Origin of the sequence: Prosthecobacter algae (genome assembly GCF_039542385.1) — a bacterium.
Classification (GTDB): Bacteria; Verrucomicrobiota; Verrucomicrobiia; order Verrucomicrobiales; family Verrucomicrobiaceae; genus Prosthecobacter; species Prosthecobacter algae.
Map to the genome: position 1 here is coordinate 98,848 of NZ_BAABIA010000003.1, position 25,230 is coordinate 124,077.

Below are 25,230 nucleotides of genomic sequence, written 5' to 3' on the forward strand. Positions count from 1 at the left end.
TCCGAATGCCACCAGCCTCAATGAGGAACTGCGGAGATTCTTTGCCGAGAGATCATGTAAAACCCAATCTGCCTGCTCCTCGGTGCACAAAAAAGCCCCACTCAGTTGCCTGAATGGGGCTTAATAAAAGAGGCTAGCCGCCCAGTTTCGGGGTTTTCGGCTTGGTCTTCTTCTCCTTCTGATTCGGATTCATGGGATTGAAGAAGGGATTTTGTGAAGCTGGGCCTTTGGGTTTGGGCTCCACTTTTTCCAGGACCGGGTCTTTCATGTAGAGCTTCATCACGCGGCTCTGGAAGATCGCAAAAAGGTTCTGCGTGGACCAGTAGAGGGAGAGGGCGGCGGCGAAGTTATACGAGATGAACAGGAAGAAGAAGGGCATGATGGCAAACATGATCTTCTGGCTCTTGTCCACGGTGGCGGGCTGCGGCGTCAGCTTCATCTGCAGGATCATGGTCACCCCCATGATCAGCGGCAGCGGGTTGAGGTCGAAGTCCGTGCCCATGATCGGCAGGGAGAAGGGGAAGTTGAAGGTGTAGATGGTGTCGGAGATGGACAGGTCCTTCACCCACAGCCAGCCTTGGCCACGCAGCTCAGCCGCGTTTTGCAGCACGCTGTAAAAGCCGAAGAAAATCGGAATCTGCATCAGCATGGGCAGGCAGCCGCCCACGGGATTCACACCGTAGTCCTTGTACAGCTTCATGACTTCCATCTGCTGCTTCTGCGGATCGTCTTTGAATTTTTCCTGAAGCTCCTTCATTTTCGGAGCCAGCATGCCCATTCGCTTCATGGAATATTGGGCCTTCGACTGCAGCGGCCAAAGGACGGTGCGGATGACGAGGGTCAGCAGGATGATGGCGACACCCCAGTTGCCGCTGACGTCGTGCATCCAGCGCATGACGATGTTCAGCGGCTTGCTGATCCAGCCGAACATGCCGTAGAACATGATGAAGTCGCGCTGGCCTTCCAACTTGCTCAGGCGGTGATACTCTTTCGGGCCGAGATAGATCTCATACTGCTCGGTCAGGCTGGCTCCAGGGGCGAGTTCCACAGGAGGCAGGCTGACAGCGGACTCGATGGCGTAATCACTCTTCGCAGAGTCATAGGCCGCATACTTGTCTCCGCCGTGATCCACCAAGAAACGAGTGGACCAGATTTTACCCGGCTTGTCGCCGCCAGGGGTCACGCGACTGACAATGGTCGCATAAAATCGGCTCATGACACCGCCGTAGCGGAGCCGGGTGTGGCTGGCGCGGTGCTCATTTTTCTCCTGAGAAAACCAACCGCCAGCAAAAGAATGGGTGTCTTTGTGATCCGCATCACCGGCATCATTCCAAAAGAAACTCGGCTTCAGCACTTCATCGGGGCTGATGCTGGAGGCAGCACCCGTGTAGAGGTAATATTCCTCAGACTTGTGCGGGACGGTCCCCGTATTGGTAAGCGTGATGGACAGGGCCAGCAGGTGCTCGTCAGACTTTTCGCCTTCGGTCAGTTTGTAGGCTTTGCGGATGGTGATGCCATCGGCAGACACGCCTTCGAAGGTCACGCCTTTGTCGCTCTTCTCGATGATCTTGTAGGGAACGATGTCGATCCCAGTGGCCTCACGACGCAGGGCACCGATGGGCTCCAGTGTCTTACGTCCCACTTCATTCAGGGTGATTTTGTCCCCGGCGGCCAGAACGGCCTTGGCCACACCGGCCCCTTTGCTGCTGAAGTGATAGGTCACGCTGCCGGAGACGAGCGTGTGCTTCTCCTCAGGCAGATTGGCCGTCGCGGCCGCCACGGCATCCGGCTTGGCGGCAGAAAGCGTGGGCGTGGTGGTGGCAGCGCCATCCGTGGAGGTGGTGGCCACGCCTGGCACCGCAGGCTGGGTCTCCGTGTTTTTGGGTTTGTTCGCTTCAGCCAGAGCCAACTGGGCCGCATAGGCCTGCTGGTTTTTGAAGGAGAACCATTGGTTCACACCGAGGCCAATGACACAGAGGGTAACGACGATCCAGGCTTTGCGATCCATGCTTGTAGAAAAAAGAGATGAGTGAAAAGAGACTAGAAAAGAGAGGACTCAGCGCCCGGCCTCATCGGCAGCGCTTGGCGCAGGATCTTCCTGCCCGTGCTGACCAGAGCACGAATTGCCAGTTTGTCCCTGACAGGAACGTCCGCCTTTTGTAACGGCAGGCGGCACGGGGTCATGGCCATGGCCACCCCAGGGATTGCAGCGAATGATGCGCACGGTCCCCAACCAGCTTCCTTTGAAAATGCCGTGTTTTTCCACGGCTTGCAGGAAGTATTCCGAACAGGTCGGCGTGAAGCGGCAGCCCGTGCCTGGGCCGCCGATGAAGTGTAAAACAGGGGAGATGACGCGCTGATAACCACGGATGAGGATGCGGACGAGCCATTTCATGGCGTGGGAGGCGCGGGTTTCAAGAACAGTCCCTGACGTTTGGCCAGGCGAACCCAGTCTTGCTCCATTTCGGCAAAAGGGGCATCTGCCGCCCGCCAGCGGGCAATCGTGACAAATTGCCACCCTGGGGCGATCTCCGCCCGGTGAGCACGAATGATTTCGCGCAGTTGGCGCCGGACGCGATTGCGCACCACCGCCTTTCCCAGTCGTTTACTGGTGACCAGACCGAACTGAAAATCAGCGACAGAGTCATCACGCAGCAGTGCCAGGACAAAAAAGCGGCCCGCCTGGCTGCGTCCCTTCTCTTTGATCCGCGCGAAATCGCGGGACTCCTTCAGGTGAAGGCGTGAGGGAAGACGCATGGGGCGGGCCTGCCTGCACTAGGCGTGCTGCTGCACGTGGCGCTTGTAATGGACCTCGACGCCCACTGGCATGAGGCGCTTGCGTCCACGGGCGCGGCGGCGACGAAGGATGTCGCGGCCATTTTCAGTCTTCATGCGTTTGCGAAAGCCGAACTGGCGTTTCCGGGTGCGCTTGGATGCTTGGTAGGTCCTCTTGGGCATAATCGTGTGGGGTGCTAAAACGTCTTTTTCCTTTCGCAACGGGCCCGGCGCATCGTCAAAAACAGCCTAGCCCCAGCAACAGGGGGCGCGAGATTACGCATTGTCCCCCCTTTGTCAAATAAGTGCTGAGCCAGTCTTTGCCGTCGGGCAGATCGTGTTTACCGCACTTTGAGCAGTTCCACGTCGAAAATCAGGGCTTCATTGGGGCCAATGTCGCGTCCGGCACCCCGTGGGCCGTAGGCGAGCTTCGATGGCAGATACAGGCGGTATTTGGAACCTTCCTTCATGAGCTGCACACCTTCCGTCCAGCCTGCAATGACGCGGTTCAGAGGGAATTCGATGGGTTCGCCACGCTTGTAGGAGCTGTCGAAAACTTTGCCGTCAATCAGTGTGCCTTCATAGTGTACCAGCACCGTATCCGTGGCGGAGGGGCTCTTGCCGGCACCTTCGGTGATGACCTTGTACTGAAGGCCGCTGGCGGTCACGACCACGCCATCTTTTTTGGCGTTGTCTTCGAGAAATTTTTCACCTTTGGCGAGTGCGATGTCGGACATGATGGATGGAATGGAGGGGTGGCTGGGTTAAAAAAAGGAGGACTAGCCTAGCGAGGCCCCGCCGACATGCAACCCCCGGAGCATCCCAGATCCCTTGCAAAGGATCTTTGGACCGCCATCTCTTTCATGCCCTTCAAAGGCCGAATACTTCCGGCAGGAGTTGGGCCATCGTCCGCGTGACTGGCTGGCCCCCCTGTAAAAAAGTGACTTCTGTCAGCCCTGCAGGCAGTGAAAATTCCGCCATCACCTGGCGGCAAGCACCACAGGGCGGGAATTCATGGCCCAAACAGACCACCGCCAAACGGCGGATTTTCATTCCCGTACCTTCCTGAGCCACCGCTTGGAAAATGGCATTGCGCTCCCCGCAGATCGTCAGGCCATAGCTGGCATTTTCGACATTGCAGCCCAGGTAAATGCCACCCGAGACCGTCTCGAGGGCACAGCCGACCTGGAATTTGGAATACGGCGCATACGCTCTTTCAGCAACGGTCTGGGCCTGGGCAAGAAGATCTGGCATGCCGCCACGATTGCATAAAAAAGCGGAGGCAGGTACTGGGACCTGCCTCCGCCAAAAAAGAGCTAAATGGGAACGCCTGCGGCTGCTTACAGCGCCTTAAACTTCACTTCTTTCCACTGCACCTTGTAGGGGCCGGTGCCTTTTTTAATGCCATGCACCTGGAAGCCGATGTGGCCTTCAGGATCGCCTGGCTGGGTAAAATCAGCGGTCTTCACGCCATTGACGAAGCTCTGGTAGTGATCGCCCTTCACCACGATGCGGTAGTGGTTCCACTCCCCCTTTTTAAAGGCAGCCTTCGCTTCGTCACTGCGGACGGCTTCCGTCTTGGTCAGGATGCTCCACCAGGTGCCACGGCGGGCTTCATCGTAGAAGTCACCAGCGGTGCCGTTGATAGCGATCTCACACTGCGGACCGTAGAGGCGGCCAGCAGGCAAGGGCTTGTCGCCCTTCGCGCCTTCAGGGGCGGGATCGCCCTCTTTGGCGATTTTGCTGCGCACCTGCACACCCGAATTCAGTTCGTTGTCCACTTTCACCTCGAACTGGAGTTCGAAGTCCTTAAAGGGGCCTTTGGCCAGGAAGGTATTGCCGCTGCCTTCCACCGTGGTGCCGGTGAGGATGCCGTTTTCGACCGTGTAGGTGGCCTGACCGCTGACGATTTTGGCATCGCCGAGGCCGTCTTTGAACCAGGTTTGCCAGCCGTCTTCAGCCTGTGCGCTGAGGGAAAGGGCGGCCACGAGAGAAATGAGAAGTTGTTTTTTCATGGGCGGAAAAAACGTCGCCCGCAGAAAAATCCATCGTCAAGCCTGCAAAAACCGCATATATTTAATATGTCTTAATTAAAAGGGAGGGTTTTAACCCCATTAAAACCCCAAAATAATCCAGTTCCAACTTGAACAAACAAGTTGGATCGGTTTTAATGCCATTAATTCCGGGTTTTTATCCCATGGCTCGCCCTACTAACAGCTTCGATTCGGTCTCGATGACCATCGCAGTCACTCCCCAGATCAAGATGTATCTGGAGGATCTGACCCTCGATGGTACATACGGGAGCAGTCCGGCTGAAGCCGCCAGGCTGCTGATCAGCCAGGCGATCGAGGCGAAGATCAAGGATGGGCTGCTGACTCGGAGAAAGTTCATGATTCAGGACGGCGACGTCGTGGCCCTGCCACTGCCCGCCTAACGATACCCTACCCTACTATGATCACTTCATCCACTGCCGAGAGCGATACCCAGGTGTTCACCACCATCATGAGCCTGGAAATGAACGACAAGGACCGCAGCCCCCGTGGCGGCTGGAAGTCCGATGCCCGCCTGGAAGTGCTGGCCAATGAAATCGTCCGCTACATGCCCGATCTGGCGCAGATGCTGATGCAGGCAGGCAAGCAGAAGCTGGCCGCCTGATATCCCAGCCCCTCCCCAGGGATTCCCTGACCCGGACATGAGGCCAGCGTCTTTGACGTTGGCCTTGTCATTTCCAGACGTGACGTCCAGTGTCTCTCCCCGGCGCGAATGCGCTGAGCCTACTCACTCCTTTCTCTTTCCATGCCTTCCTTCTCCAAAACCTTATTGCCGGCCCTGGCCTTGCTGACTGGCCTCAGCGCCTGCGCCACCGTCAAGCGACTGACCCCGGACCTTACCAAGATCCCGGTGCCGCCGATGCCCAGTTTCTCCACCCTGAAAAAGGTGACTCGCATCCTACCAGGCATGCCAGACAGCGACAAGGCTGCGGAGGATGATCCGCAGATGCCTTTCAATTCCCGTGGCACCCTGGGCTATGGCCACACCCTGCGCCTCCATGTCTATGAAGGCAGCCGCTCCACCAACCGCATCTACAATGGCGTGGCGATGATTGATTCCTCGGGCGTCATTGATTTCGGCGATGAAATCGGCAGTGCCAAAATCGGTGGGGCCACCCTTCCTGAGGCGGTCGCCGCCTTGACCTCGACCTTCCGCGTGGGCATGCGCATCACACGCCCTGTCACCGTCCACATCCTCTCGGTAGAAGATGTGCCGGTGGTCTCCATCACAGGGGATGTCATCAAGGATGAGTTTATTCCTGCCTGGGAAGACATGACCATCAAACAGGCCGTCACCGTGGCAGGCGGACGCAAGGTCGGCTCCACCAATCAGGGCATCTATCTTATTCGAGAAGGCCAGCGGCGCTATTACCCCAGCCTGGAAGCGGCGGACGAGCGCGAGCCTGAGCCCGGCGACATCATCTATCTGTCCCCTGACCTTTGATCTTTCATGATTGAGCACATCGGCGGCAATCCAGCCGCAAATCAGAATCCCTGGAGCAGCCTCTTCAAAACCATCGCCATCCTGCGCATCGGGGCTGGGGTGTTGCTGCTCACCCAGCACGGCTGGAAAGCTGCCGAAGGGGCCTATCAGTTCCTCTGGGAGGAGCAGGGATGGGACTGGGTGAAGGCCTTCAACGATGCTGGTCTCCCCTACCCTGCCTTGCTGGCGCCCACCATCGCCATCGTCGTGGCGGCTGTCGCTGCAAGCTGGTGCATTGGCTTCCTCACTCGACTCTTTGCCGTGGCCTTCATGCCAGTGGCCATCGGTGTCATTTTAAAGGCAGGACCTGCTTACACAGAGATCGGCTGGCTGTACCTGCTGATCGCCTTTACCCTGCTGCTCTATGGATCGGGAGCAGTCTCGATCGACAAGCTTTTCCGCCTGGGTGAAAGCTGGGGTCAGCCCAAAAAGAAAAAATGGTGAGCCCCGGCTTCCACCGCAACACACTTCCAGTTAGGCCGCAATCCCTCAGCCTGTGCCCTCGGGGTGACTGAGGGCCTTTCTGGCGGCAGACTGATTTTCCACCACCTTTATGCCAGCCTCACGTCCAGCCGCCAGCCCCCCAGTCACGGAGCGCGTGCTTTCCATTGACCCGGCCCTGCGCAACACCGGCTGGGCCATTTTGGAAAAGACAGGGCGGGATCTCAAAGCCATCGCTTACGGGGTGATCTCGAACAAACCAAAACTCCTGCACTCCGGCTGCCTTGTGGCCATTCGTGAGCAGTTGCAGGAGGTCATCCGCCAGCACAGCCCCACGGTCTGCGCCATCGAGGCCACCATCTATGTGCAGAGCTTCAAAACGGCCATCGTGCTCGGCACAGCCAGGGCGGCCTGCCTCATTGCGGCCGCCGAGCACGGGCTGGCCATCTACGAGTACGCGCCCAAAGAGGTCAAGCAGGCTGCGGTGGGGCGCGGGGCCGCGCAAAAGGACCAAGTAGCCTTCATGATTCGCTCCATGCTGAGGCTACGTGAAACACCCCCGGCAGATGCTGCCGACGCACTCGCAGTGGGCATTGCCCATTTTCAAAATGCTGATGCCGGAGCCGCCATCGCCCTGGAAATGAAGCGGGTGTAATTCGCTTCCCAGGCCAATCCGCAGTCCAGACTTTCTCTTGGAAGCGTATCCGGGAGATGTCTGCCGCCTTTCCACTCACCCGTCATGCCGCACTGGCTCGCTGGCACGAGTTTCTCCCCGCCACCCCTAGCTACGCGGCACGACGAAACCATGTGGAAGTAGAGCATCCCCATGTTTCACGACTGTCCCCTGCCCTGCGCACCCGTGTCATATTAGAGGATGAAATCATCACCGACACCCTGGCACGCCACAGCCTGCCAAGTGTGGAAAAGTGGCTGCAAGAAGTCTGCTGGCGGCGCTACTGGAAAGGCTGGCTGGAAATGCGTCCGCAAGTCTGGCGGCAATACCGGCAGGCCCTCCGCACGGAAAGGCAGAATCTGAGCGCCGAACAAAAAGCACGTCTAAATGCCATTGAGCAGGGTGAGGGCGGCATCGCGGTCATGAACCATTTTGCCAGGGAACTGGCAGCCACTGGGTATTTGCACAACCATGCCCGCATGTGGTTCGCCAGCTATTGGATCCATGTGGAGCGTCTGCCGTGGCAGCTCGGGGCCGATTTCTTTTTTCGTCATCTGCTGGACGCAGACCCCGCCAGCAACACCCTCTCCTGGCGCTGGGTGGCGGGATTGCAAACCCGGGGCAAGACCTACCTCGTGCGTCGCAGCAATCTGGAAAGATACATGGCCGCCCACCTCCTCCAGGACAGCCCAGGCTTAGAACTTTTGGAAGACGACCGGGTCAGCCCGGCCCTTTTGTCAGCCCCAGCGGAGACATCTCCCCAGCCTCCGGCAGATTTCCCTACCCAAGCCCCCCGGCTCACCACCCATTTCGGACTCTGGCTGCACCCCGATGATCTCTGCCCGGAAGTGGGACCACTCGCCCAACTAAGTCCCTCCGCCATCGCTGCCGTCACCAGCGCGCCCGCTTACGCACACTTTCAGTTAAGCCGTGGACGAATCCAGCATTTCCACACTGCTTTGGCAGATGCCCTCACAAGGTCCGGAGAGTATTTTGCCTGTCCCACCACGCTGGAAGAGGCCCCGACCACAGCCGAGGGGCTGTTTGAATGGGCGCAGAGGGAGCAGCTTCGGGACATCGTCGCGTATGCACCTTTTGTTGGTCCCATCGCGGATGCCCTGCCCCAGATCCGTCGTCGACTGGCAGAAATCCATTGCCATTTGCACCTCATCCGCCGCCCATCGGATGTGGAAGTCCACACTTTAGCGAAATCCGGCTTCTTTCCTTTCTGGGAAAAGGCGAGAGCGCAAGTGAGCAAGTGAGCACCCTCAAGAGGGAGGGAGGCGTGACTAAACTACGAGCACGGCGGCCACGCCTCATTTTATCACATTTGATAAAACTTGCATAATATATTCTCATTTTTATAAACAATTCACTCTCCGGTTGATTTTCATCCATATTTGACGGTATATTTACAAATACCATACCCAACCATGTCCAAGGTAAATCCAACACCTTCCAATTCCGACCGTATGCTGATCGGCACGCCTGGAGCGGTGACGGGTAATTTGCTGCAAAAACTCGAAGAGCGACGTGCCTGGCGTTTGAAGGAAACGGCTTCTCCCCATCTCTGGGTCCTCGTCGCCATCTTGGGGGACTTGATTATGGCCGTCGCTGCAGGCCACGCGGCCTACTGGCTGCGCTTTCACTCCTTTTTGCGCGATTTTGGCAACTGGAATGACATGACGCTGCGCCAGTATACAGGCCACATGACCCTGGGCAGCCTGACGCTCATTCTGGCCATTGGCTGGCAGGGCATCTACCATCGCAATGTCCTCCTGCGAAACCGCTGGATCGCCTCCCGCCTGGGCAAGGCTGTCCTGATTTGGACCCTGGCTTTCCTGGCCATGACGCTGGCCCTGAAAATGGAGCCTCCGATCTCCCGCGTCTATGTGGCGCTGAACGGTGCCTGTGCCCTGCTGCTGCTGCTGGGCTGGCGCATCGCCTTCAACCGCTTCCTACATTCCCCCTCACGCATCCGCTCCCTCCAGCAGCGCACGCTATTTGTCGGCTGGAATGAGGATGCCCAAAGGCTTTGGGAAACGCTGAGCCAGGACAAAGCCCATGCCTTCGAACTCATCGGCTGGGTGGATGCCTCTGGCTGGCGAGACGCCAGTGCCCCGCCGCTAGACATTCCTTTTGTTGGTTACTTGGAGGACATTCACCGCGTCATCGCACGGCATGAGGTGGACATGATCATTGTCGCAGACCTTTCCCGCCAGCACCTGGTGGAACTTGCCAACCTTTGCGAGCGCGAGATGATCCAGTTCAAGCTGGCCCCATCCGTTTTCCGAATCTTTGTCTCCGGCCTGTCGCTGGAAACCATCGCTGGCACGCCCGTGTTAGGCGTGAACCGACTGCCGCTGGACAGCACGCTGAATGTGATGGCCAAGCGGGCACTCGACATCGCCGGTGCCACTGTGGGTCTTATCCTAAGCGCTCCCATCATCGCCTTTTTTGGCTTCATGGTCTGGTGGGAATCTGGCGGCCCCATCTTCTACCGTCAGCGCCGCTGGGGCATGAACGGCGTGCCTTTCGACATCATCAAGATCCGCTCCATGAAACTCAACGCCGAGGCCAATACCGGAGCCCAGTGGTGTGTGCAGGACGATCCACGACGTCTCAAAGTGGGGGCCTTCATGCGGAAATGGAACATTGATGAAGTTCCCCAGTTTTGGAACGTGCTGAAGGGACAGATGAGCCTCGTCGGGCCTCGTCCGGAACGCCCCGAACTCATCGCCGACTTCAAGCATGAAATCCCGCATTACAACGCCCGGCACCATGCAAAACCGGGGATGACAGGCTGGGCCCAGGTCAAGGGCCTGCGGGGCGACACAGACTTGGCAGAACGCATCAAATGCGACTTGTGGTACTTGGAAAACTGGAGCCTCCTGCTGGACGTCCAAATCATGTTCCTGACTTTCTTTAAACGTGACAACGCTTACTGACCCCAGACCGCCCGCTGCCCGGAGGGAATCCTCATTGGTCTGATTGTTGTCCCGCCATATCCTCACCCTTTCTTTTTTGCTTGATGTTGGAAGGTAGCATCCCTGATGTTATCAGGCTTTTACCAAACCCCCCGCCCAAACACCGTGTCTGCGAGTCTTTCGAGCTTTTCCAACCTGCTGGACAACCACGCCGCCAATCTTTTGGGCCAAGGCCGCCTGGAGGAAGCCCTGAGTGCCGCCACCAGCGCGCTCTCTGGCCTGCGCGAAGCCGTCGAAGATGATCCGGCCGAACTACCCCGCCTCTTCACCGGATTGCAGGTGCTGGCAGAAATCCAGCGCGAGATGGGAGATGTCGCAGGCTCAGAGGCCAGCTACGGCGAAGCGCTGGAAATTTCCGCACGCGCCACGATCCCGGCAGATGAGGTGGCCCACGTGCGCACCCAACTGGCCACCCTCCTGGATTTCAGTCAGCGCGAAGCTGAAGCCATTCCGCTCTACGAACAGGCCATCAGTGACTATGAAGCCCTGACTCCGGCGAACGAGGAAACCGCCGCGCAACTGCGCAACAACCTTGCCATGATTTACAAGGGCCTCGGCAAGTTTGCCCTGGCCGAGCAGCATTACCTGCGTGCCCTGGAAACCCTGGAGGCCAAACGCGGTCGCGAGACCGAAGAAGTCGCCTCCGTTTACAACAACCTCGGCAGCCTCTATTACACCGCCGGCTTTCCAGATCAGGCCAAGGAGATGTTCACCGAAGCCCTCCAAATCCGCAGCAAGCTGCTGGGTCCGGACCATCCAGATGTGGCCCAATCCCACTGCAACCTGGCCACAGCCAATCATGAACTTGGGGACAATGCGGCCTCGATTCGTGACTTCGAGCAAAGCCTGCGCATTCTGGAGCTGCATCTGGCCAATGAAGCAGTGAGTTATGAAGCCGTGAGCCTGGACTACATCGCCCTCCTGGAAAACCAGGGCGAAGAAAAAAAGGCGGCGGCGGCGCGCAAACGGCTCGACAAGATGCTGTCCACTTTGGACTGAGCCCGCAGCGCCCCAGGAAAGATCCCCGCGTTTCTCTTCTGGCACTCACACGCTTTCTGGTGCGTAATGGCTCTGTCATGAGAGCCACCGCCCTTTGCCTCGCCCTGTTTGCCAGTGCCCTTTGCCTAACCACCTTTACCGGATGTGCGCGCCGGGATGTCCTGGTGATCGGCATGGATGCCACTTACCCACCCTTCGAATTCAAAGACCCACAGGGCCAAGTCAGCGGCATCAGCGTTGCCATCGGCGATGAAATCGGCAAGACGCTGGGCAAAAAAGTGGAGTACAAAAACATGGGTTTTGACGGCCTCATCCCCGCCCTGCAAAGCGGCCAGGTTGACCTCATCATCTCCTCCGTCACCGCCAGTCCAGAGCGGCGGAAGACCATAGATTTTTCAGACCCTTACGTCAAAACCGGGCTCTCTATTTTGGTGGCCAAAGACTCCCCAGTAAAGACGTCCGAGGACCTCCGCGCCCCAGGCCGCAAGCTTGCCGTACGTCTGGCCACGACTGGTGAACAATGGTGCCGCGCCGAATTGCCCGATGCCCAAAAAGTCTCGCTGGATACCGATGCCGCCTGCGTGCTGGAAGTCGTCAATGGCACGGTGGATGCGTGGGTGTATGACCAGGTCTCGGTCATGAATTATCACGCGCAGCATCCAGACCGCACCCGCGCCCTGCTGGCCCCGCTGCGGGAGGAATCCTGGGCCGTGGGCCTGAAAAAAGGCCGCGAAGATCTGAAGGCCCAGGTGAATGAGACCATCGCCCGGATGAAAAAGGAAGGCGTCTTTGCCAAACTGGCGGACCAATACTTGGCCAAGGAACGCGACCTCATGAAAGCCCAGGGCCTGCCCTTTGTGTTTGAATGAAGGGTTTTCTCCCTGAGGGCCGTTTGTCTGCCTGATGATCATTGACTGTCACAATCATGTCGGTGTGGACGTGCTGTTTTATCTGCATGGCGACTTTCCCTATGCGCAGCATCTCGTTGCCATGGTAGAGGAAGGCGGGGCGCTGGGGGTGGATCGCTGGATCGTCTTCCCCTTCGTCAGCCACATGGCGCTGGATACCAGTGGCTTCCTCACCAACGAGATTCGTGAGGGCGGCATGCAGCTCACCCAGGTCCCCTATGCCCTGGAAAACCGCCGCCTGCTGAAGGAGATCTATGATCTCTTCCCCGAATACGCCCCGCGCCTGCTGCCCTTCATCATGGTGGACCCCATGCGCAACCCCGCAGCCCAAGCCGAGGAACTGCGCCGCCTGCGCAAGGACTACCCGTTTTACGGCATCAAGATGCAGACCACCATCCTGCAATCCGACATCAAGCACCTGCGGGACCGTGGCAAAGTCTTCCTGGAACTCGCCGAGGAATGGGACCTCCCCATGCTCATCCACTCCAGCGTCGCTGAGAGCGACCTCTGGGCACAGGCCAGCGACATTCTTGACATTGCCGAAGAGAATCCCCAGGTGCGCTTTTGCCTGGCCCACTCCTGCCGTTACGACAAGGAGTGCCTGGACCGTATCAATGCGCTGCCTAACACTTGGTTCGACAATTCAGCCCACTGCATCCACTGCGAAGGCGCCGTGAATGACATGCCCTTCATCGCTCCGCGCCATCGCCGATTTGACAGCGACTACACGGACCCAGCCCGTGTCATCGCCGATCTTGCCGCCGCTTACCCCACCAAGTTCATGTGGGGCAGTGACTCGCCCTTTTACAGCTACGCGGCGGAGATCAATCACGAGATTGTTCGCCTCATCTGCACCTATGAAAAAGAAGTGAAGGCCTTGAAAAAGAATCCGCCCGAAGTCGTGCAAAGGATTGCCGAGACAAACACCCGCGCTTACCTGAAGCTGAAAGATGAAAGCATTCTCGCTTGAAGGACATCGCGCCCTTGTCACAGGCTCCTCGCAGGGCATCGGTCTGGCCATCGGCCAGGCTCTGCATGAAGCCGGAGCCGCCGTGGTGCATCACGGCCTGCAAAAACGGCCAGACGACCTGCACGATGCGGCTGGTTATGTGAAGGCAGACCTGCTCGATCCTGAAGGGGCCCAGCTTCTCATGGATTCCGCCGGCGATGTGGACATCCTGGTCTGCAACGCGGGCAGCTTCTTTGACCTGCCCGTGCTGGAGATGACCCGGGAACTTTGGGACCGCACCTTCCAGCTCAATGTCACCTCCACCTTCTTTCTCGCCCAGGCCTTTGCCCGCCAGTGCGTGGCCCGGGGAGTGCCCGGCAGCATCGTCATCACCTCCTCCACCAATGGTTTCCAAGCCGAGGCGGACTCCTGCGCCTACGATGCCAGCAAGGGCGCGCTGGTCATGCTCACGCGCACCCTCGCCGTTTCCCTGGCCCCCATGCAGATCCGCGTCAATGGCATCGCCCCCGGTCTCATCCGCACGCCCCTGACCTCCGCCTGGATGGAACCCCGCGCGCAGGACCTGCTGCGTCAGTACGAGAAAAAAATCCTGCTCGGTGAGGTCGGCAAACCCGAGGATTGCGCCGGTGCCGTGGTGTTTCTGTGCTCCCAGGCCGGGCGTTATCTCACCGGGGAAATCATCACCATTGATGGTGGCCTTACCGTGGGCCAGATCGGCAAGATGTAAGCCAGCGAAGAACGCACGTTTCCTCCTGCGCAGCCTTGCCATTGCACGGGCTGCGTTCCACCTTGCCCGCCTGTTGTCCCTCCATGCGCCTCCATTCCATCACCGTCCGCAACTATCGCCGCCACAAAGAGCTGCGGGTGGATCTGGACCCGGCGCGCACACTCATCGGCGGCCCGAATGAGTCTGGCAAAAGCACGCTGGTGGAGGCTGCTCACCGGGCCTTGTTTTTAAAGGCGAAGGGCAATAGCAAAGAGCACCGTGAAATGCTCTCCCTCACCCATGGCGGCAAACCTGAAGTGGAGGTGGAGTTTGAAGCCGGAGGCAGCCGCTACACTTTGAGCAAAAGCTTCAAAGGCACCAGCGGCATCACCCGCCTCATGCAAGCCAGCGGCAAGACGTGGCAAGGAGATGAAGCTGAAGAACAGCTCTCTGCGCTTCTCAAAACCAGTGGCACGGGACGTAAACTCGCGGAGCAATGGAACCACCTCTGGGTATGGCAGGGCAGCTCTTCAGGAGACCCGCTCGCCCAGGCAAATGCCGAACGGGAAACTCTCGTGCAGCGCCTCCAGTCCCATGGTGGTGCAGCCGTGATCCAGTCGGCACTGGACACCCGGGTGGCCGAACATTTCGCCAACCTCATCAAGGAACTTTTTCAAAATGCGGGCGAGCCCCGGAAGAACTCCGAATATGGCCAGGCCCTTCAGGCCGAGAGCGAAGCCATGGAGGCAGAAGCTCAGGCGCGGAGCATTCTGCAAAACCTTCAGCACGCGATTGCCCAGTATGAACGAGCCAGTACCCAGATCGCTGAGGCTGACAACGCTCTAAAGCACCAGGAGGCGGAGCGAGTCGCCCTCGACCAACGCAGCGCCGAAATCACTCGCTTGCGTTTGCTGGAGCAAGACCAGCTCCGCACCGCCAATGAAGCCATCCGGCTCCATGAATCTCGTCTCAACGCCGAACAAAAAGTATCGGAACTCAGACGCACCTTGGCGAGCCAGCGCGCCAGCCTAGCCCCCCAGAATGAAAAGCTGGGCACCCTCAAACAAGCCAGTCTTTCCGCACGGCTGGCACTGGATGAGACCGAGGACACTCTCCGTCGCGCTGAGCAAACGCTGCAAGAAGCACGTGCGCAGCATGATCTCGCCCAGGCTCAGGCCAGCCTTCAGGAGAAAAACCGACTGCAAGATCGCCTTAAAGCGCGTGCGAAACAAATCCAGGATCTGCTGGAGCAGCGAACTTCCATTGAACAACAGGCCGAGCGCCTGCCCAAAGTGGATGCGGCCGCGTTGCGCCAGCTTCAAGGGCTGGAACGTGCGCATGACAAAGCCCAGGCGGTGCTGGCCAGCGTGGCCACGGAGATTGAAGTTCTGTCCTCCCCGCACCCCGTTCAGGCAGGCAAGGAAACACTCATAAACGGGCAGCGCCTCACCCTCACGGAGGAGACTGAACTGGCCGTGGGCGAAACCCGGCTGCGTATCCGCCCAGGCGGTGGCACCTCCCTCGCCGAGGCCCGCCAGCAGGAACAGGAAACGCTGCACCAGTTACGCGAAGCGCTTGCCAAACTCGGGATCAAAACACTCGCTGAAGCCAGTGCAGCTCAGGCAGGGCGCGAGCACTTGCAGACCGAGTGGAAGACCGTGACGGCCGAACTCAAAGGCCTGGACTACGAAAAGCTGGCCGCCGAACTGACCGCTGCCGAACGCGAACTCACCGCCGCAAAAGCCGAGGTGGAGAGACGGCATGCCACCGGCTCACCAGCCTCTTTGGATCTGGCAGCCACCAAACGAACCCTCGCTGAAACCGAGACACACCAGCAGACCTGCCGCAAGCAGCTTGAGGCCCAGCAATCCGGCCTCAAAAAGGCTGATGCAGCCCTTTCTCTGCAAGGTGAATCCATGCGGGCGTTGGAGACAGAAATCACCCAGGTGGAGACACGTCTCTCCATGCTGATCGAGCATGAAGGCGATGACCACACCCGGGCCCAAGCTTTAGCTCAGGCACAGATTCTCAAGACCACGGCTGAGGCCCAGATCACCGACACCCGACAGGCCCTGGCGCAGCATCAGCCGGAACATTTAGAGGCTGACCAAGCTCGCTTTGAGCGGGCATGGAAGCTTCAGAGCGATAAGAAAATGCAGGCGCATGAGATGCGGATTTCCGCCGCCGCCCTTCTCCGCAGCGATGGCAGCAGCGACCCCGCCGCAGCGCTGGCCCTAGCCGAAGCACGTTTACAGATAGCGCGGGCGCATCGGGAAGCTGCCGAACGCCATGCGCGCGCCGTCAAACACATCCACGACCTCCTGCTGGAGGAGCAGCAGACCCTGGCAGATCAGTTCACCCGCCCCTTGGCGGAGCGTGTGACGGGGTACTTGCAGCGTCTGTTCGGCACAGATGTGCAGGTGAATGTTACGCTGCAGGAAAACCAGTTTCAGGGCCTCACGCTCAGCCGGGCCAGCCAGGGAGCGTTCTCGTTCGACAGCCTCAGCGAAGGAGCCCGGGAACAGGTGGCAGCGGCCTTCCGTCTGGCCTTGGCAGAAATCCTCGCCGAATCTCACGGCGGCTGCCTTCCCGTGGTTTTCGACGATGCTTTCGCCCACTCCGATCCCGAACGCGTGCAGAACCTCCAGCGCATGCTGGATCTAGCCGCCACCCGCGGTCTTCAGATCATCCTCCTCACCTGCACCCCGGCTGACTATGCCCAGATGGGGGCGCACGAGGTGCGCCTCGTGCCATCGTTTTCGTGACACCTGCCCCACCTCATGCCATCCGTAGTCATGTCTTCGGCTGAGTCCCCTGCCATCACCACCTGCCCCATCCTGCACAGGGATCGCTTCATCGTGATCGTGAACAAACCCGCCGGTGTTCTCTCCCATCCCAATACCGCCCGCAGCACGGAAAAGGCCGCCTTTGAAGGACGGTATGACCTGGATCAAAAATGCTTCGACTCCCCCGCCGGAAAAGTCTGGCTGATTCACCGCCTGGACCAGGATACCTCAGGCGTCCTCATGGCGGCGCTGGATGAAAAAACGGCGGAGAAATGCCGCGCCCTCTTTGATGAAGACGCCGTGCAGAAACAGTACCTCACCCTGGTGCGTGGAAACCCCGGCCCAGAAGGCACCTGGCTGGACAACCTGACCACCATCCGAGAAAAAGGACACGTACGCACCGCAGTCATCAAAGGCAGGTTGCCCAATGCCGAACTGGACTTCCGCACGCTGGCACATCATGCCTCAGAAAAAGTCTCCCTGCTGGACATCACCCTCATCACCGGCAAAACCCACCAGATCCGAGTACAGGCCTCGTCACGTCAGCATCATTTGTTAGGCGATGACGTGTACGGCCACTTCGAACTGAACAGGAAGATGAAGAAGGATCTGGGGCTAAAGCGCCTCTTTCTTCATGCGCATCGGCTAACGCTCAAACATCCGGCCAGTGGCCAGAGATTAAGCGTGGAGGCACCGCTGGCGGAAGACCTTACCAAAGTGCTGAGCCGTCTTGGAATGACCCCCGTTTAGGCCAGCCCGGCACGACGACGGCGCAGCAACAGACAAAAGCCCGCACACAGCAGCAACGCCATGCGGCCCGGCTCCGGGACGACCACAATGACGCCGTGGGAAAGAAAGGCGTCCATGTTATAATACAGGCCGGTGGTAGCCGAGTTCAGATCCGGCAGATCAAGATCAAAGGAGGCGTTTTCCAGGTCGCCTCCGGTGCGCAATGTCCCCAGGCTGCCGTAAGTGAAATTGGTGAGGGTGAGGCTGGACCAGTCCAACAAATCGTATGCGTGGCCATAGGCGGGCAAATAGCCGTCAGCAAAGGCCACCTGTACTGAACCGGCTTCGCTCAGGTTCAAAGCACCCAGGACATCCAGCCGGTCATTTCGACCCGCCACACGGTTGCCCGCAGTGCCGATGTAGCCTGTATTGATGCCGCTGCCACCTTGCAGCGTCAGGGTGTCGCTGGCGTAGCCATTGCCTGCAAGTTCCAGCACACTGCCGGTGGAGGATGCCGTCAGCGTCAGGGCCCCGGTCCTGAGGACGCCGATGCCATGGTTCGCCAGTGAGCCATCCCCACCCGGCGACAAACGCCCATTGACTGTCACGGCCCCGGAAAGGGAACCGTTGCCGCCCAAAGTCGCACCTGCGGCCACATTCACAGTCCCAGTTCCCGTGGCAGATCCGCTGCCATTTGCCACCAGCAGAGTGCCTGTAGTGATGGTGGTACCACCGGAGTAACTGTTGCTGCCCGAGAGCACCAGCGTGCCGCTGCCGGTTTTGTTTAACCCTGCCGTCCCTGCCAGTGTGGACTGGACTTCGGAGGCGCCCGTTGTCACCTCAATGGCTGGAACTGTGCCTGCCAGCGTGAGGGTGCCGGAGGTGATTAGATAGCCGCTGGTCTGGATCGAGAGATCATTCACGGTCACGGTGCCATTGACCGTCACCGTGCCTGCCGTTCCGGCAAAGGCCGCATCATCATAGGGACTGTTGACCCAATAGGTGGGCAGGCCACCGCCGGCTGTGCTGCTCTGCTCGCCCCGCCAGGATCGATTGGTCTGGGACGATTCCCACACACCACTGCCCCCTGTGGCGGAAGTCGTGTTTCCATCGGCGTCCCAGTAGCCCACAGGCACCTGCATGACACGCACATAGTCCACCTCGAAAGACTGCCCTGCCACCGTCACCGGATCCAGCCGCAGGCGCATGTTTGCCCCGCTGATCCAGGTACTCTCCTTGGAAAAGTCTAAGGTGTAAACATGGTAGCTTCCATCCTGACTGCCCAGATCCACCCGCTGAGCGCCAACGAACGAGCCATTGTTTGCCCAAAAGAACTCAGCAGAGGAACCTGTGGCCTTCATCCGGATCTCCACCAGCCCCCACGTAGCCCCATTGAAGCTCGTGCCCTGGTTGAGAACCGCATCTCCAGAACCCGTGCCGGAGATCACGCCGCCGGAAACCGTCAGCCCTGTGAGGTTGCTTCCCGTCCACGTGCTGCCGCTGGCACTGGGGCCGTTAAAATCTCCATCGGCATCCCACTCACCCAGGCCCAGCGTCTGCATTCGGTCGGCCATGAAGTAGTCGAGTTCAAAGGTATAAGGCGTGCCAGCAACGACGCTGTTCACCGGATCAATGCGGTAGCCTGAACCCGTCGGGTTTGGGTTGGCGGGATCACCACGGGCCTCAAGAAAGGCCGCGGCATTGGCACCTCCATTGAACGACTGGCCACCCACCGCACTGTTTTCCCAAATCTGGGGTGCCGAACTGCTGCGATAACGCAGCCGTGCCCAGTTAAAGGTAGCGAAGTCAAACGTACCTGCGGGACTGTTCAGGATGATCATGGGATCACTGGCCGCCCCCGTGTAAGTGAACGTGCTCACTCCCCCGGCATTCGTTTCAGCCGGGGCCACACCGCCACCATAGTTGACCGGAGCCATACCCGCGCCGTTGAGGTCGCGCACAATGACCGTGTTGCTGAAGTTCAGGTCCTTAAACACAGCCGGAGCAGCCTCCATACTACCGCTGCAGGCTAGCCCCAGCACCAACAACACCCAACCCTGACGATGAAAAAAGAGAGAACCCCAGCTTCGGCAGACCATGATCAAAAGAAACAGAACGCGTGAAAACAAAACATCACCAGCCCTGGAAGTCTGGCGGCCCAAGCCAATAGAGTATTAGGACAGCTTGCGCTTGAAGTCTTCGTAGCCAAAACGGCGGATCACGCGCACTTCACCCACCGCCGGATCATACAGATCAATGTCCGGATGAGGTACACCGTTGAAGGTGCTCGTCTTCACCATCGTGTAGTGGGCCATGTCCGTGAAGACCAGCTTTTGGCCTAACTGCAAAGGTTCGGCAAAGCTGTACTCATTGATCACGTCTCCAGCCAGGCAGGTCAGGCCCCCCAGGCGGTAATGATGCGGCAACACACCGGGAAGCTCGGCCCCCAGAATGTGCGGGCGATACGGCATCTCCAGGGTATCCGGCATGTGGGCCGTGGCGGAGGTATCTAGAATGGCGGTCGGAATATCCGTCGGCACGATGTCCTGCACGCTCGCGATGAGGTAGCCCGTGTTCAGAGCCACGGCCTCGCCGGGTTCCAGATACACTTCTTTGCCCCAGCGCTCGCGGAAGCTGCGGATCACGCGCACCAGACGCTCTACATCATACCCGTTGCGGGTGATGTGGTGGCCACCGCCCATGTTCACCCATTTCACCTGGGCCAGCAGCTTGGGAAACCGGCGCTCGACAGCCGCAAGCGTGCGCTCCAGCACGTCCGAATCTTGCTCGCAAAGAGCATGGAAATGCAGACCTTCCAGGCCGCTGAGATCTTCGTTCTCAATGCTTTCATCCCGCGTGCCCAGGCGGCAGCTTGGCGAGCACGGATCATACAGGCTCACTTCCACCTCGCTGTGCTCCGGATTCACCCGGATGCCTGGGCTGGGCGCATGCAGTCCCGCCGCACGGGCCGCATCCAGCATCGGACGGAAACGCCGCCACTGGCCCGGCGAATTAAAGCTGATGTGATGAGCGATGGGAATGATCTCCCGCATTTCGGCGTCCTTAAAGGCAGGCGCATAAACATGCAGCTCTTTGCGAAATTCTTCGTGACCCAGCAACGCCTCATGAATGCCGCTGGCGCAGCAGCCATGCAGATACTGGCGTACCAGATCAAAGGTGGAAAACATGGAAAACCCCTTCAGCGCCAGCAGGATGCGAGCACCGGAACGCTGCTGCACATCGGCCAGCTTTTCCAGGTTTCGTTTCAGCAGGCCCAGGTCCACGACGTAAGCGGGCGTCTCCACACTGGAGACATCAAAGGCTGGAGCAGGCTGCTCAAAAACATGCGGAGGGGTTGGGGCCATAGTCGCTGCTTTTTTAGAGAGATGCAGCGCCTGTGCCAGTGATAGTTTGCACACACCGCTTGCACGGAGGCGGCGGCCCATGATAAACCGGGATTTGTCATGCAAAAAATCACGTTCTGTCTTTGCCTCGCCACGCTCGGCTGCCTGTCCGCCCAGGTGCAGGCGGCTCCGCGCGCCTGGACAGACGACAACGGCCGTAAGGTCGAGGCCGAATTTGCCGGCATGCAGGGAGACAGCGTCCTGCTCCGCCTCTCCGCAGACAAAACCATCCCCTTCCCCCTGGCACGGCTGAGCGCAGAGGACCAGGCCTTTGTCAAAGCGCAGACCGCCAGCCCAGCGACAACCTCGCCCGCACTACCCGCAGATCCGAAAAGACTGCCAATCGAGCAACGCACTTGGCCTCAGAACGTCGAGGTGCCCGCACGCTCCGTCGAAATCAGCGTGATCTCCGAAAGCGTGGCCGAACGCAAATACGTCTATCAATCAGAGGCATTCGAATTCACCTCCCAGGCCAAACTCGCCGGCAGCGTGATGAAGGAAGTCGCCCGTACTTTCGAGGCCACCCGCTCCCTGGTGGAGGCCCTGCCCTGGGGCATCGTCTGTCGCCCGCCGGAGGGCATGCCCCGCTTCAAGGCCGCCCTCTTTGAATCCCGCCAGGACTACATTGAGGCTGGCGGGCCGGAAAATTCCGGCGGCGTTTACAGCACCGGCGACAAGGTCTTCAAAATCCCCTTCCCCAGCCTCGGCATGGAGAAGCGCGGCCAGACCTATTTCAAAAACGACAACTACAGCAACGGCACGCTGGTGCATGAGATCACCCACCAACTCATGGATGAGTACCTCGGCTTCCTGCCCACCTGGGTTGTCGAAGGCACGGCGGAGTACACCGAAATGCTCCCTTATAAATCTGGCACCTTCCGCGCAGACGCCCACAAAAGTGGCATGAAAGAAGATGCCACCGTGTGGGAGAAACAGGAAGGCTTCCCTCCCGACCTGGGCAAGCTGGAAGAGCACATGAGCATGACCCGAGACCAGTGGCTCGCCGCCTGCAGTTCCCCGGTCAAGATGCGTGAAATGTACCACCGTTCCCAGCTCCTGGTCTATTACTTCTGCCACCTGGATGGCGACAAAAAAGGCACCCGTTTCATCCGCTTCATGGAGGCCGTCCACGGCGAAGTCACCGCCATGCGTGCCTTCTTTGCCGACCCCCGTGTCAAGCGCATGGATGGCGGCCGCTTCAGCTACCCGCGCGAACTCACGCCACCAGATATGAGCGACACCGCCCCGCTAAAGCACCTGCCCATCCTCCTGGATGAACGGCCCTATGCCAAACTGGCCGCCGAGATCATCGCCGGATTCAAGGACATCGGCATCAAGGTGCGTGTGGAGTAATGCCGCCCTGGTTCAATGATGCCCAGGCTTGCGCTTGTGAATGCAGATGGAGTTGCCGTCCGGATCTGAGATCAGCGCCATGTGGCAGACCGGAGATTCATAAGGGCCAAAGTAAGGCTCTACCCCCTTGTCTTTCAGCCACTTCAGGGACTCCTCAAAGTCCTCCACCTCCAGGGCCACACCACCGCCATCCTTGCTCGGTTTCCACATCTCACCGCCAATGGTGATGGCCAGCGTATGCGGCCCAATTTCATACTCCACCCAGGTTGGCTCCTGCCCTTCCTCGGCAAAGGTCGAGGCCGTTTTCAGATTAAGCACGTTTTCATAAAACGCACGCGCCCGGTCCATGTCCGTGACGCTGTAACCAGTAAAAGCAAATTCGGTGACTTTAAGCATAGTGGTAGTGAGGTTAAGGGTGGGGCGGCAATCACCATCTTACAAATCAGGAACGGATCGCCACTCATATCTGCGCGTGAAGAAAATGATTCACCCCATTCCTATCCGTCCTTTCACTTCATCCCAGCTAAGAATCTTCGATTCACCTGAGTCTGCCTTGCTCCGCCGAGCATTCAGCAATTCCTAGTGAGACCGAGGCAGATCATTTGCGACATTGCCTCCCGCTGCCCAAACATACCGCAGTTTGTTGAAGTAAAATGCCGGGCCCTCTTCCTGCTTCAGGCAGCCGTCCGAGCGAAATCCTACGGCCTCATAAAATTGCCGGGCCGCCATGTTTTCCACCAGCACCCACAGGCTGATCTGCTCAAACCCCAGTTCGCTCGCAGAAGTCCTCGCCGCAGCCATCAGCTCCCGCCCCAGGCCCCGCCGCCACTTAGCAGGATCCAGGTAAATCGAAGTCACCTCTGCACTGGCACTGTCGGCATCCGCATCTCGCGATGCCCTGACATGGCAAAACCCGGCCACCACATCATCTCTCATCCCCACCCAAAGAACCTCTTTTTCTTTCCCACAGCATCCCCGCCAAACGGCCTCCCGCTGCTCCATATTGATCTGTTCCAGATACTCATCCGGCAGAATTCCCCGATAGGCCACCTGCCAAGAGGCCACTTGGATCTCGGCGATTCTTCGAGCATCCTCAAGGGTGGCGAGACGAATCATGGAGGTGAGTTACAGAGTGAAAGGGGAGGATGTAAAGGTGACTTCCAGAAGAGTTAGCGTCGGTTTTTATACAGCACTCTCGACCATGGCACTCGGTATATACCCACAGTTTGCGCAAAACGAGGCCTCGGGGGTTCTGAAAAGATGACCACACTGTGTGCATTCAGAACCATAAATCGAAAGACGATGATGCCAAAGCACATCGGGATTGGTCTCTGTGAAACCAGTGATCTCAAAACATCGTTCACAAGCGTCATGACGAAGGATGTCAAGTGCCTCCCGCAGTCCCACCCCGGTCTCAGTGCGGTAGGCTTTTATGCACTCAATATCCTTTTTCAACAAAGGCTCCAATTCCTCCCACTCATCATCAGTGAGCATCGGAACAGGAATTTTACAGCGCCAGCAGAAGTAGGTTTTTGGCATCTTGCGTGGTCCTCCAATATTCAAGCCTAACCTGACTTATCTTGTCCATCAATCCCATCACTCGGAGAGTGATGAACACTGTGCGCAAAAAAGCTCCGAGGTCGCCCTCGGAGCTTTGAATGTTAAACTTGGACAGGCTTACGGTTACGCCTTGCCCACAGCAGCCACGATCTTCTGCGCCGCATCGGTGAGACCATCGGCGCTGGTGATGGCCAGGCCGCTGGCGGCCAGAGTGGCCTTGCCAGCTTCGACGTTGTTGCCTTCCAGACGGACGACGAGGGGGATGTTCAGGCTGACTTCCTGCGCTGCGGCGATGATGCCGTTGGCGATGATGTCGCAGTCCATGATGCCACCGAAGATGTTCACCAGGATGCCCTTCACATTCGGGTCGCCCAGGATGATTTTGAAGGCTGCTGTCACCTGCTCTTTCGTGGCGCCACCGCCCACGTCGAGGAAGTTGGCAGGCTCACCCCCGTGCAGCTTGATGATGTCCATCGTGCTCATAGCCAGACCGGCACCATTGACGAGACAGGCGATGTTGCCATCCAGACCGATGTAGCTCAGGCCGAACTCGCTCGCGGCGACTTCACGCGGGTCTTCTTCCGTCGTGTCACGCATGGCGACGACGTCCTTCTGACGGTAGAGGGCGTTGTCGTCGAAGTTGAACTTCGCATCCAGGGCCACGACCTGACCGTCGGTGGTGATGGCCAGTGGGTTCACTTCCACCAGAGAGCAATCGCTCTTGATGTAAAGATTCCACAGCGCAGTGACCAGCTTCACCGTCTGATTGGCCTGAGGACCTTTGAGGCCCAGGGAGGCGGCGATCTTGCGAGCCTGGTAGCTCTGCAGACCGAGGGTCGGGTGGACGAATTCCTTGACGATCTTCTCCGGGGTCTTCTCGGCCACTTCTTCGATGTTCATGCCGCCTTCCGTGCTGGCGATGAGGGCGTGGCTGCTGCTCTGGCGATCAAACAGAATGGCGAAGTAATGCTCCTTGGCGATGTCCACCGACTTGGCGATGAGCACTTTGCTCACCAGCTTGCCTTCCGGCCCGGTCTGGTGGGTGACGAGGGTCTGCCCCAGCATCTTGCCAGCGATGTCCTGAGCTTCAGCCGCCGTGTTGATCACATGCACGCCGCCTTTAAAGCCGTTTTTGAAAGTGCCCTTGCCACGGCCACCTGCATGGACCTGGGCCTTCACCACGAGGCCAGCGCCACCCAGTTCTTCGGCAATTTTGCCAGCTTCTTCAGCCGTGGAGGCAACTTTGCCAGGAGGTGTGGCGACACCGAATTTCTCAAACAGTTCTTTGGCCTGGTATTCGTGGATGTTCATGGAGCGAAAGTGGGGGAGATAGCTGCACGTCCCGGGGCTGGGACGGGCGAGCATAGGAGGCAGAGGCCAGAGGTCAAGGGGCGGACGGGCAAAA

General features: G+C 58.8%; 26 protein-coding genes. 14 read left to right on the forward strand and 12 right to left on the reverse strand.

Annotated features, from left to right (window positions below; genetic code table 11):
• Positions 1-133: 133 nt before the first annotated feature.
• The 7 genes from ABEB25_RS07295 to ABEB25_RS07325 all read right to left on the reverse strand — a co-directional run bounded on the left by ABEB25_RS07295 (position 134) and on the right by ABEB25_RS07325 (position 4,790).
• Complete coding sequence (locus ABEB25_RS07295) at positions 134-2,008, reverse strand: YidC/Oxa1 family insertase periplasmic-domain containing protein (protein WP_345735736.1); 1,875 nt, start codon at positions 2,006-2,008, stop codon at positions 134-136.
• 48 nt (positions 2,009-2,056) lie between these two features.
• The gene (yidD, locus tag ABEB25_RS07300; protein WP_345735737.1) at positions 2,057-2,395 is read right to left on the reverse strand and encodes a membrane protein insertion efficiency factor YidD; all 339 of its coding nucleotides are present in this window, start codon (positions 2,393-2,395) and stop codon (positions 2,057-2,059) included.
• Complete coding sequence (rnpA, locus tag ABEB25_RS07305; RefSeq protein WP_345735738.1) at positions 2,392-2,757, reverse strand: ribonuclease P protein component; 366 nt, start codon at positions 2,755-2,757, stop codon at positions 2,392-2,394. Before rnpA ends, yidD begins: the two co-directional genes overlap by 4 nt.
• Positions 2,758-2,775: 18 nt before the next feature.
• Entirely contained in the window at positions 2,776-2,958 is a 183-nt protein-coding gene (gene rpmH / locus ABEB25_RS07310) for a 50S ribosomal protein L34 (RefSeq protein WP_184211906.1), read from the reverse strand.
• A gap of 158 nt (positions 2,959-3,116) precedes the next feature.
• Positions 3,117-3,512, reverse strand: coding sequence for a BamJ family beta-barrel-assembly machinery protein (bamJ, locus tag ABEB25_RS07315; protein ID WP_345735739.1), 396 nt, complete (start codon positions 3,510-3,512; stop codon positions 3,117-3,119).
• Between the two features lie 133 nt (positions 3,513-3,645).
• Positions 3,646-4,029, reverse strand: a complete 384-nt coding sequence (gene cdd / locus ABEB25_RS07320; RefSeq protein ID WP_345735740.1) for a cytidine deaminase — start codon at positions 4,027-4,029, stop codon at positions 3,646-3,648.
• Positions 4,030-4,115: 86 nt separating this feature from the next.
• Positions 4,116-4,790 (reverse strand): 3-keto-disaccharide hydrolase, encoded by a 675-nt coding sequence (locus tag ABEB25_RS07325; RefSeq protein ID WP_345735741.1) that lies wholly within the window; start codon positions 4,788-4,790, stop codon positions 4,116-4,118.
• A gap of 182 nt (positions 4,791-4,972) precedes the next feature.
• On the opposite strand from ABEB25_RS07325, the gene ABEB25_RS07330 reads away from it, so the two are divergent.
• The 13 genes from ABEB25_RS07330 (at position 4,973) to ABEB25_RS07390 (ending at position 17,529) form a co-directional block, all read left to right on the forward strand.
• Entirely contained in the window at positions 4,973-5,209 is a 237-nt protein-coding gene (locus tag ABEB25_RS07330) for a hypothetical protein (protein WP_184211914.1), read from the forward strand.
• A gap of 17 nt (positions 5,210-5,226) precedes the next feature.
• Positions 5,227-5,430 (forward strand): hypothetical protein, encoded by a 204-nt coding sequence (locus ABEB25_RS07335; RefSeq protein ID WP_345735742.1) that lies wholly within the window; start codon positions 5,227-5,229, stop codon positions 5,428-5,430.
• Between the two features lie 141 nt (positions 5,431-5,571).
• Positions 5,572-6,270 carry a polysaccharide biosynthesis/export family protein gene (locus ABEB25_RS07340; RefSeq protein ID WP_345735743.1) on the forward strand — a complete coding sequence of 233 codons (699 nt, stop codon included), beginning with the start codon at positions 5,572-5,574 and terminating at the stop codon, positions 6,268-6,270.
• Positions 6,271-6,276: 6 nt separating this feature from the next.
• Positions 6,277-6,753 carry a TQO small subunit DoxD gene (locus ABEB25_RS07345; RefSeq protein WP_345735744.1) on the forward strand — a complete coding sequence of 159 codons (477 nt, stop codon included), beginning with the start codon at positions 6,277-6,279 and terminating at the stop codon, positions 6,751-6,753.
• 109 nt (positions 6,754-6,862) lie between these two features.
• Entirely contained in the window at positions 6,863-7,405 is a 543-nt protein-coding gene (gene ruvC / locus ABEB25_RS07350; protein ID WP_345735745.1) for a crossover junction endodeoxyribonuclease RuvC, read from the forward strand.
• Positions 7,406-7,461: 56 nt separating this feature from the next.
• Complete coding sequence (locus ABEB25_RS07355; protein WP_345735746.1) at positions 7,462-8,685, forward strand: FAD-binding domain-containing protein; 1,224 nt, start codon at positions 7,462-7,464, stop codon at positions 8,683-8,685.
• A 171-nt stretch (positions 8,686-8,856) separates the two neighbouring features.
• On the forward strand, positions 8,857-10,371 hold the full coding sequence (locus tag ABEB25_RS07360) for a sugar transferase (protein WP_345735747.1): 1,515 nt from the start codon (positions 8,857-8,859) through the stop codon (positions 10,369-10,371).
• 144 nt (positions 10,372-10,515) lie between these two features.
• Positions 10,516-11,409 carry a tetratricopeptide repeat protein gene (locus ABEB25_RS07365; protein ID WP_345735748.1) on the forward strand — a complete coding sequence of 298 codons (894 nt, stop codon included), beginning with the start codon at positions 10,516-10,518 and terminating at the stop codon, positions 11,407-11,409.
• 77 nt (positions 11,410-11,486) lie between these two features.
• Positions 11,487-12,278, forward strand: coding sequence for a transporter substrate-binding domain-containing protein (locus ABEB25_RS07370; RefSeq protein WP_345735749.1), 792 nt, complete (start codon positions 11,487-11,489; stop codon positions 12,276-12,278).
• Between the two features lie 34 nt (positions 12,279-12,312).
• The gene (locus tag ABEB25_RS07375; RefSeq protein WP_345735750.1) at positions 12,313-13,287 is read left to right on the forward strand and encodes an amidohydrolase family protein; all 975 of its coding nucleotides are present in this window, start codon (positions 12,313-12,315) and stop codon (positions 13,285-13,287) included.
• Positions 13,268-14,014: an SDR family NAD(P)-dependent oxidoreductase gene (locus tag ABEB25_RS07380; protein ID WP_345735751.1), complete on the forward strand. Its 747-nt coding sequence runs from the start codon at positions 13,268-13,270 to the stop codon at positions 14,012-14,014. Before ABEB25_RS07375 ends, ABEB25_RS07380 begins: the two co-directional genes overlap by 20 nt.
• 83 nt (positions 14,015-14,097) lie before the next feature.
• Positions 14,098-16,758, forward strand: a complete 2,661-nt coding sequence (locus ABEB25_RS07385; RefSeq protein ID WP_345735752.1) for an AAA family ATPase — start codon at positions 14,098-14,100, stop codon at positions 16,756-16,758.
• 15 nt (positions 16,759-16,773) lie between these two features.
• Entirely contained in the window at positions 16,774-17,529 is a 756-nt protein-coding gene (locus ABEB25_RS07390; RefSeq protein ID WP_345735753.1) for an RluA family pseudouridine synthase, read from the forward strand.
• Here ABEB25_RS07390 and ABEB25_RS07395 read toward each other — a convergent pair.
• Together ABEB25_RS07395 and nspC are read right to left on the reverse strand one after the other, a co-directional pair.
• Positions 17,526-19,607 carry an autotransporter-associated beta strand repeat-containing protein gene (locus ABEB25_RS07395; RefSeq protein ID WP_345735754.1) on the reverse strand — a complete coding sequence of 694 codons (2,082 nt, stop codon included), beginning with the start codon at positions 19,605-19,607 and terminating at the stop codon, positions 17,526-17,528. The two genes, ABEB25_RS07390 and ABEB25_RS07395, sit on opposite strands and share 4 nt — an antisense overlap.
• 75 nt (positions 19,608-19,682) lie before the next feature.
• A complete protein-coding gene (gene nspC / locus ABEB25_RS07400) occupies positions 19,683-20,873 on the reverse strand; it encodes a carboxynorspermidine decarboxylase (protein ID WP_345735755.1) in 1,191 nt (396 codons plus the stop codon).
• Positions 20,874-20,972: 99 nt separating this feature from the next.
• On the opposite strand from nspC, the gene ABEB25_RS07405 reads away from it, so the two are divergent.
• Positions 20,973-22,265 carry an SHD1 domain-containing protein gene (locus ABEB25_RS07405; RefSeq protein ID WP_345735756.1) on the forward strand — a complete coding sequence of 431 codons (1,293 nt, stop codon included), beginning with the start codon at positions 20,973-20,975 and terminating at the stop codon, positions 22,263-22,265.
• Between the two features lie 12 nt (positions 22,266-22,277).
• On the opposite strand, the gene ABEB25_RS07410 is transcribed toward ABEB25_RS07405, so the two are convergent.
• The 3 genes from ABEB25_RS07410 to sucC form a co-directional block, all read right to left on the reverse strand.
• Positions 22,278-22,661: a VOC family protein gene (locus ABEB25_RS07410; protein ID WP_345735757.1), complete on the reverse strand. Its 384-nt coding sequence runs from the start codon at positions 22,659-22,661 to the stop codon at positions 22,278-22,280.
• Positions 22,662-22,844: 183 nt separating this feature from the next.
• Positions 22,845-23,381, reverse strand: a complete 537-nt coding sequence (locus ABEB25_RS07415) for a GNAT family N-acetyltransferase (protein ID WP_345735758.1) — start codon at positions 23,379-23,381, stop codon at positions 22,845-22,847.
• Positions 23,382-23,948: 567 nt separating this feature from the next.
• Positions 23,949-25,136, reverse strand: coding sequence for an ADP-forming succinate--CoA ligase subunit beta (sucC, locus tag ABEB25_RS07420; protein WP_345735759.1), 1,188 nt, complete (start codon positions 25,134-25,136; stop codon positions 23,949-23,951).
• Between the last annotated feature and the right edge of the window lie 94 nt (positions 25,137-25,230).